Genomic DNA, 5,752 nt, shown 5'->3' with positions numbered 1-5,752 from the left:
AGCGGCACTCATCATTTCCGCCGCAGGCGGTCTGATTAGCGAGTTATCCATGCCTCGCCGTCGCCAGCTTTTGGATAGCGCTATGGCGAGGCATGGATAACTCGCAGCCCCCTTTCAGGGGATAATCATAAGATCATAGAAGGCAGAGAGAAAAAGACATTGCTAATCAGTATCTTATGAGGGGGGGGTAGCTCACCAGCTATGAGCTACCCCTAGCTCACCAGCCATGAGCTAGGTTCGGATAAAATCCGAAAGTTTTTGACTGGAATTAGATCATGGTTCGCGGTATAGACATTTTCGATTTTGTTCAATCGCTTTCAAAATTCATTCATGGGTGAGCTACCCCTAGCTCACGACTGACAAAATTTATCTGCCTGTGGGACTAGGGAGTGCCAATGTCGCAAAAGTCAAAGCAACTAGGTTTGACTACCCCGCCGGGCGGTACATGGGTGCAGACTGATCGCGCTGCTCATGAGAGATGGGCGCAACTGGCTATCGCCAATCCCCGTGCTTCATCGGTGCTTCATGTGCTGGTAGCTCAAATGGGACGGCATAATGCCATTGTGGCCAGCCAAACGACATTGGCAAAGGCAGCGCATTGCTCACTCCCGACCCTCAAGCGGGCTTTGTCCATACTCCGCGAACAGGGGTGGATCGAAGTCCGCCAGATCGGTCCAACCGGGACAGCCTGCGCCTACGTCATCAATGACCGGGTGGCATGGACCGGCAAGCGTGATGGCATCCGCTACAGCCTATTTTCGGCGGCTGTGTTGATCGCAGACGATGAACAACCGGATCGTGAAGAGCTAGGCGCGCAACCGGCGCTCCATCGCCTGCCTAACCTGTTTCCGGGGGAGCGCCAGTTGCCAAGCGGTCCCGGCCTTCCTCCCCCGTCTGAACCATCACTACCGGGAATGGAACCAGACTTGCCTGCCACCCAACAGCCGGAACCTGACCCAGCGATGCAGGAGGAATTCTCCCAGCTAGTTACTGGCCTAGGTAACAAGCTCCGTGCATCCGATACATCGCCCGATGACGATGCAACCGATATATAGATACCATACAGGCAAACTTAACAGCGAGTGACACTATGGGTATCACCCTAAGAGAAGCGTCGGAAAAGGTCGGTGTCACCCGCCAAACGCTCATGAAAGCAATCAAGACAGGACGCGTTTCCGGCCAAAAGTCAGATAATGGCGAGTGGCGTATTGAGCCTGTCGAACTGTTCCGCGTATGGCCCCCTGTAAATGAGGTGCAGCAACCTTTACAGCCCGATATAACAGGTAGTGACACCCCCGGTTTACAGGCTGAAAACAGGATGTTGCGTGAGCAGGTTGCGGAACTACGTGAAGAACGGAACGCTTGGCGAGAACAGGCGCAACGGCTTGCCCTGACCGATCAGCGCGCGGCCCCTCAACCTATTCCACAGCGCGGTTTCTGGTCGCGCCTGTTCAGCCGCCAGGGCGACAGCCCTAGCGGCGAGGAATAAACCATGGATGCTCCAACCGGCCCTTTATGGTCCCAAAAGCAGGCCATTGGCTATGAGGTCGCGCTGGAGGCCATCAACGATGTGATCGCGGGATATAGTGAACAGATCGCGCTAGAGCAGACCCATCCCGCGCCGAACACAGCCCGGATTACTTGGCTGGAAATGCGAACCGATCAGGCCGTTTCAGTCCACCACTCGCTTAACGTGTGCGATGACGGCAACGTGCAGCAGGCAATTTCCGAATTTAGCGCCATCGTCCGCGCAAGAGATGAAGGGCGCTGATCCTTAATGGAACCCGTCGCAATTCACCTGGTTTCCGGTGACAGAAGATGGCTTGGATGGGTGGAAAGCGGAACGTCCGGTTCCAGCGATTTACCATATGAAACAGACGATCCGCTTTCTGGTTTAGTGTGCAGCGGTCTTTGAAAACGCGTTCATTACGATGACACCGGCAACGATCAATCCCATTCCAGCCATTGCTGGAACGTCGAGCTTCTGGCCCTGAATTATCCATGCTACTGCTGCGATCAGCACAATACCGCAGCCCGACCAAATGGCGTAGGCAACGCCAGTTGGGATAGTTTTCAAAGTTAGCGATAGGCAATAAAACGCGACTACATATGCAAGTGCAGTAAGCAAGCTGGGGACCAGCTTCGTAAAGCCTTCGCTTTGTTTCATGAACGTGGTTCCGATCACTTCGGATATGATCGCTACCGCGAGAAGAACGTAATTCATGTGCGCTCCGGTTTCTCGTCGGAAGGCACGGCCCTGTTATCACAAGGCGTCCTCCCGACAGGGTCAGGTTGACGCCGTGGCAGGGAAGAACCCGCGATTTGCGGGCGCAGGAGACACCACCCTGCTACTCTATTCTCGGCATGATCCCGATAGCGTCTTTATCTGGAACTGTCACGTCAGCTATCGGATCGCGCTTGCTGCCTTCAGAGCGTCTAAAAATGGTCGACGGCTGACCGTCAGCTTCTGCCTGACGACAAACACATGAATCCGCGCATGGCTGACCGGCACACTCACGACCGCGCCGCCGCCGCGATCTGGCTGCACGAAAAACCCTGCCGGATTGGGAATATGCACGAAAACCCCGATTTCAGGGTTTTCCGTCATCCTCATCGGCTCATGCCACGATCACGTTGCAGGACCAGCTCGCGCTCATGGAGCAACTGGCCCACCGCGCGCGCCATCTGGGGTTCGCGCTGGATCCGCTCGATGTAGAGATCCTTGGTGTGCTGGTTCGCTCCGTTATAGGCATCCACCGCCTTGCGGAGCGCCTCCGGGGTCGCCTTCCAGTCGCTATTATGGTCGCCATAGCCATGGCCGCCCGCCTCGCGCTTCCCGGCAATGGTCCTGAACTTCTCCGCCACTTTCTCACGGTCCTGCACCTGCTGGCGTTCCTGTGCCTGCTCACGGGTGCGCTCGGCGACAAGCCGCTCCTGACGCTGCGCCTCGGCTGCATCGCGCCGATCGCGATCGACCGCGCCGCTCAAGGTGGCCGCGAACGCATGCAGCCTGCCCGATATCCGCTGCCCTGCATCGCGCAGCCACTCGGTCCCCCGCTCTATATACTGGCGCAGGCCCCGTTGCTCGATGACGCCGGCGTTGTGCTGGCCCACCATCGTTACTGGCTCATAGGCCCGCCCCTCCCGCATGGCCTGATGCTCGGCACGGCGTTCCATCGCCGTCGCGCTCGGCCCCATATGCACGGTCGCCTCCTGCTCGATTCCGCGCCGCTGGTGGCTGCGATGGTCCACCCGCTCCGGGACGTTCGCCCGTTCCAGCGCCGCATTCTGCATCTCGGCCCACCGGCCACGCCAGCGCTCGACCTCCCCGCTCGTCTTCTGGTCCAGTTCGCGGGTCTTCGCGCCCAGCCCTTCCGGGCCGATCCGCCGCGTCGTCGTCAGCAGATGGGCGTGGTGGTTGCGATGGTCGCCCTCGCGACCTGGTGCGTGGATCGCCACGTCCACCGCCACCCCATGCCGCTCGCTGATCTCCCGTGCGAGGCCCAGCGCAAGCTCGCGCCGCGCCTCGGCCGACAACTCGGCGGGCAGCGCGATTTCATATTCGCGGGCGACGGTCGAGTTCTTGCGCGTCTCTGCCTGTTCGGCGGCGTTCCAGAGCAGGGCCCGGTCACTGGCCCACGCCGGGGCGTCGGCGGGCACGACAAGGGCGTTATGTTCGACGCCCTGCTTGCGGGTGTAATCATGGACGAGGCCGGTGCGCTCATCCGTGATTTCGACACCCGCACGATAGGCTGCCGCTGCCGTCGCGCTGCGACCGGCGGAACGGCCTATCGTCTTTACCGCAAGATGGAAGCTCGCCATCGCCGCGCCCTTACCTTGCCATGCGGGAGCATGGCGCGGGCGACAGCCCGCTGGGGTTCAGGGGTATCCCCTGACGCACGCAAACGCAAGTTTGCATAAGTGCGCCCTTCCTCTCTTTCGCTCGGTCGGGTCCGGTGCTATCAGTATCGCACAGCGAAAGGATTGACCATGGCTGCTCCAACGCCAGAGGCTATCGAAACCGCCCGTCGCAAGGTCCAGCAGGCCAAGGCCCGGTTGCAGGCATTGGAAGCCCGCGCCGTTACCCTGAACCGCAAGGCCGATGCCCGCCGCAAGATCATCCTCGGCGGTCTGCTCCTCGATGCCGCCATGAAAGACCCCGCATGGGAATCCCACCTCAATGACCTGATGAGCCGGATCAGCCGCGATCAGGACCGGAAGGCGTTCGAGGGCTGGACCTTCAAGGGTGGCCCCGCCGATGCCTGATCCCTTCGACCCTGCCGAGTTTGATGCTCCCCCTCCCTCCGATCCCGGCGCAGACTATCGCACCCTGCTCGACGCCATGCGCAAGGCCGGGGCCGAAGGGGTCGCCCAGCAGGTCGCCGCACTGGCCCAGAAGATCGAACAGGACGCCCGCCAGCGCGCCGAATGGACCGCACAGGCAGGCGTGGGGGTCAGTGCCCTCCACCGGGCCGCTGGGGAGCTTCAGCGGGTCAGCGCAGGGGTCTGGTGGGATCGCCTGAAGGAATGGATCACCACCGCCCTCATCGGGCTGGGACTGATCTTCGCCGCGGCCCTCGCCTATCGCTGGGCGCAGGAACCCAAGATCGAGCGCCAGCTATACGGATGCACCGCCAAATGGGACGCCAAAGCCCAGACGTGCAAAGGAAAATGGGTGCCCCTCTACGAGCAGCAGCCCTGATTTAGCGCGATAATTGATATTCGCGGACAAGGATCGATGCAGGGACATGCCATGCCCGTTCGATTTTGCGGATCATGTGGAGGGTCAGCCCCCGCTTGCGGGCCAGAACCTCGGTCGCGCGCGATTGCCCGATCAGGGACGCCAGATCGGCGCGGGTGCGCCCTTCCGCCTCCATGGCCGCTTCAATCGCTTCCACCGGGTCCAGCTTGTCGACCGGCCACCGCTTCCGCTCATATTCATCGACCAGGGTTGCCAGCACATCGAGACGATCCTCGTCCGCGCTGCCCGCTTCCGCGCTCCAGAGCGCGCGGATTTCATCGACCGCCGCCCGATGGTCGTCATCATTCCTGATAGGTCTGATATCCATTTGCCTGTCCTTCAAAACTGATCGACGGTCGCGGCGTCGATGCGGTCATATTCAGCATGTGTCCCAATAAACTTTATGAAAGCGATCCCTCGCCGAAAATGGAACGCAACAATCATTCTATGATCTCCGCCCGCCACTTCAAATCTAACCCGTTCCGCCGCCACCGTTTTTGCTTTTGAAAAATCGGCCATGACTTCGATTGTCGAAGACCAGTCCGCATTTTCTGCAACCTCTAGCCAATGTGTCAGTGACGCACGGGTCAGAGGATGCGTCGTGAAATAGGCTACGATGTTTTTGCGGGCGATGATCCTCATCAGCAGGCTATGCCATTTCCCAATATGGGAAACAACCCTTAATTCCCATATTGGGAAGCTGTAGAAACTGGCATCAGTCCGGTTTCCCTTTTGGTGCCCGTTAGGGCACGCCAAGCCCTTGGATCGCACAGACCTTCCTCCAACCGCTCCCTACGCTCTACGGGCGGGAAATCGCCTCCTGTACCCCCTGATAGCCAATTGGGACCTTGCAGCATTGCGCAACGTGGAAGGGGTGCGGATTCCTACCCGCCTATGCCTAGCGTGTGCCGCGACTAGCGGCACTCATCATTTCCGCCGCAGGCGGTCTGATTAGCGAGTTATCCATGCCTCGCCGTCGCCAGCTTTTGGATAGCGCTATGGCGAGGCATG

General features: G+C 59.7%; 10 protein-coding genes. 5 read left to right on the top strand and 5 right to left on the bottom strand.

The window, feature by feature from the left end; translation table 11 throughout:
* The first annotated feature begins 395 nt into the window (after positions 1-395).
* Genes GGR45_RS19345 through GGR45_RS19335 form a run of 3 tightly spaced genes read left to right on the top strand, consistent with a single transcriptional unit; the run spans position 396 to position 1,771 of the window.
* A complete protein-coding gene (locus GGR45_RS19345) occupies positions 396-1,055 on the top strand; it encodes a helix-turn-helix domain-containing protein (RefSeq protein ID WP_081659621.1) in 660 nt (219 codons plus the stop codon).
* 35 nt (positions 1,056-1,090) lie between these two features.
* On the top strand, positions 1,091-1,489 hold the full coding sequence (locus GGR45_RS19340) for a hypothetical protein (protein WP_081659620.1): 399 nt from the start codon (positions 1,091-1,093) through the stop codon (positions 1,487-1,489).
* Between the two features lie 3 nt (positions 1,490-1,492).
* Entirely contained in the window at positions 1,493-1,771 is a 279-nt protein-coding gene (locus tag GGR45_RS19335) for a hypothetical protein (RefSeq protein WP_021243410.1), read from the top strand.
* A gap of 123 nt (positions 1,772-1,894) precedes the next feature.
* On the opposite strand, the gene GGR45_RS19330 is transcribed toward GGR45_RS19335, so the two are convergent.
* The 3 genes from GGR45_RS19330 to mobQ form a co-directional block, all read right to left on the bottom strand.
* Entirely contained in the window at positions 1,895-2,224 is a 330-nt protein-coding gene (locus GGR45_RS19330; RefSeq protein WP_126053693.1) for an SMR family transporter, read from the bottom strand.
* A 180-nt stretch (positions 2,225-2,404) separates the two neighbouring features.
* Positions 2,405-2,608, bottom strand: a complete 204-nt coding sequence (locus GGR45_RS19325; RefSeq protein ID WP_175312629.1) for a hypothetical protein — start codon at positions 2,606-2,608, stop codon at positions 2,405-2,407.
* A gap of 2 nt (positions 2,609-2,610) precedes the next feature.
* Positions 2,611-3,822, bottom strand: a complete 1,212-nt coding sequence (gene mobQ, locus GGR45_RS19320) for a MobQ family relaxase (RefSeq protein WP_059153723.1) — start codon at positions 3,820-3,822, stop codon at positions 2,611-2,613.
* 168 nt (positions 3,823-3,990) lie between these two features.
* Between mobQ and GGR45_RS19315 the strand changes: the two genes are divergently transcribed.
* Both GGR45_RS19315 and GGR45_RS19310 read left to right on the top strand, forming a co-directional pair.
* Complete coding sequence (locus GGR45_RS19315) at positions 3,991-4,266, top strand: hypothetical protein (protein ID WP_021243413.1); 276 nt, start codon at positions 3,991-3,993, stop codon at positions 4,264-4,266.
* The gene (locus tag GGR45_RS19310; protein WP_031290458.1) at positions 4,259-4,702 is read left to right on the top strand and encodes a hypothetical protein; all 444 of its coding nucleotides are present in this window, start codon (positions 4,259-4,261) and stop codon (positions 4,700-4,702) included. Before GGR45_RS19315 ends, GGR45_RS19310 begins: the two co-directional genes overlap by 8 nt.
* A 1-nt stretch (position 4,703) precedes the next feature.
* On the opposite strand, the gene GGR45_RS19305 is transcribed toward GGR45_RS19310, so the two are convergent.
* On the bottom strand, positions 4,704-5,069 hold the full coding sequence (locus GGR45_RS19305) for a helix-turn-helix domain-containing protein (RefSeq protein ID WP_021226794.1): 366 nt from the start codon (positions 5,067-5,069) through the stop codon (positions 4,704-4,706).
* 11 nt (positions 5,070-5,080) lie between these two features.
* Entirely contained in the window at positions 5,081-5,383 is a 303-nt protein-coding gene (locus GGR45_RS19300; RefSeq protein WP_021243411.1) for a type II toxin-antitoxin system HigB family toxin, read from the bottom strand.
* Between the last annotated feature and the right edge of the window lie 369 nt (positions 5,384-5,752).

Source organism: Sphingomonas zeae (genome assembly GCF_014197135.1).
Lineage (GTDB): Bacteria > Pseudomonadota > Alphaproteobacteria > Sphingomonadales > Sphingomonadaceae > Sphingomonas > Sphingomonas zeae.
The sequence above is the reverse complement of the archived record's forward strand: the minus strand, read 5'-3'. Positions and strand labels throughout refer to the sequence as shown.

Bases quoted from the DNA above. Each gene is read 5' to 3' on its own strand.
- GGR45_RS19300 (WP_021243411.1), bottom strand. From the start codon at position 5,383: ATGAGGATCATCGCCCGCAAAAACATCGTAGCCTATTTCACGACGCAT.
- GGR45_RS19310 (WP_031290458.1), top strand. From the start codon at position 4,259: ATGCCTGATCCCTTCGACCCTGCCGAGTTTGATGCTCCCCCTCCCTCC.
- GGR45_RS19345 (WP_081659621.1), top strand. From the start codon at position 396: ATGTCGCAAAAGTCAAAGCAACTAGGTTTGACTACCCCGCCGGGCGGT.
- GGR45_RS19340 (WP_081659620.1), top strand. From the start codon at position 1,091: ATGGGTATCACCCTAAGAGAAGCGTCGGAAAAGGTCGGTGTCACCCGC.
- GGR45_RS19325 (WP_175312629.1), bottom strand. From the start codon at position 2,608: ATGACGGAAAACCCTGAAATCGGGGTTTTCGTGCATATTCCCAATCCG.
- GGR45_RS19305 (WP_021226794.1), bottom strand. From the start codon at position 5,069: ATGGATATCAGACCTATCAGGAATGATGACGACCATCGGGCGGCGGTC.
- GGR45_RS19335 (WP_021243410.1), top strand. From the start codon at position 1,493: ATGGATGCTCCAACCGGCCCTTTATGGTCCCAAAAGCAGGCCATTGGC.
- GGR45_RS19330 (WP_126053693.1), bottom strand. From the start codon at position 2,224: ATGAATTACGTTCTTCTCGCGGTAGCGATCATATCCGAAGTGATCGGA.
- GGR45_RS19315 (WP_021243413.1), top strand. From the start codon at position 3,991: ATGGCTGCTCCAACGCCAGAGGCTATCGAAACCGCCCGTCGCAAGGTC.
- mobQ (WP_059153723.1), bottom strand. From the start codon at position 3,822: ATGGCGAGCTTCCATCTTGCGGTAAAGACGATAGGCCGTTCCGCCGGT.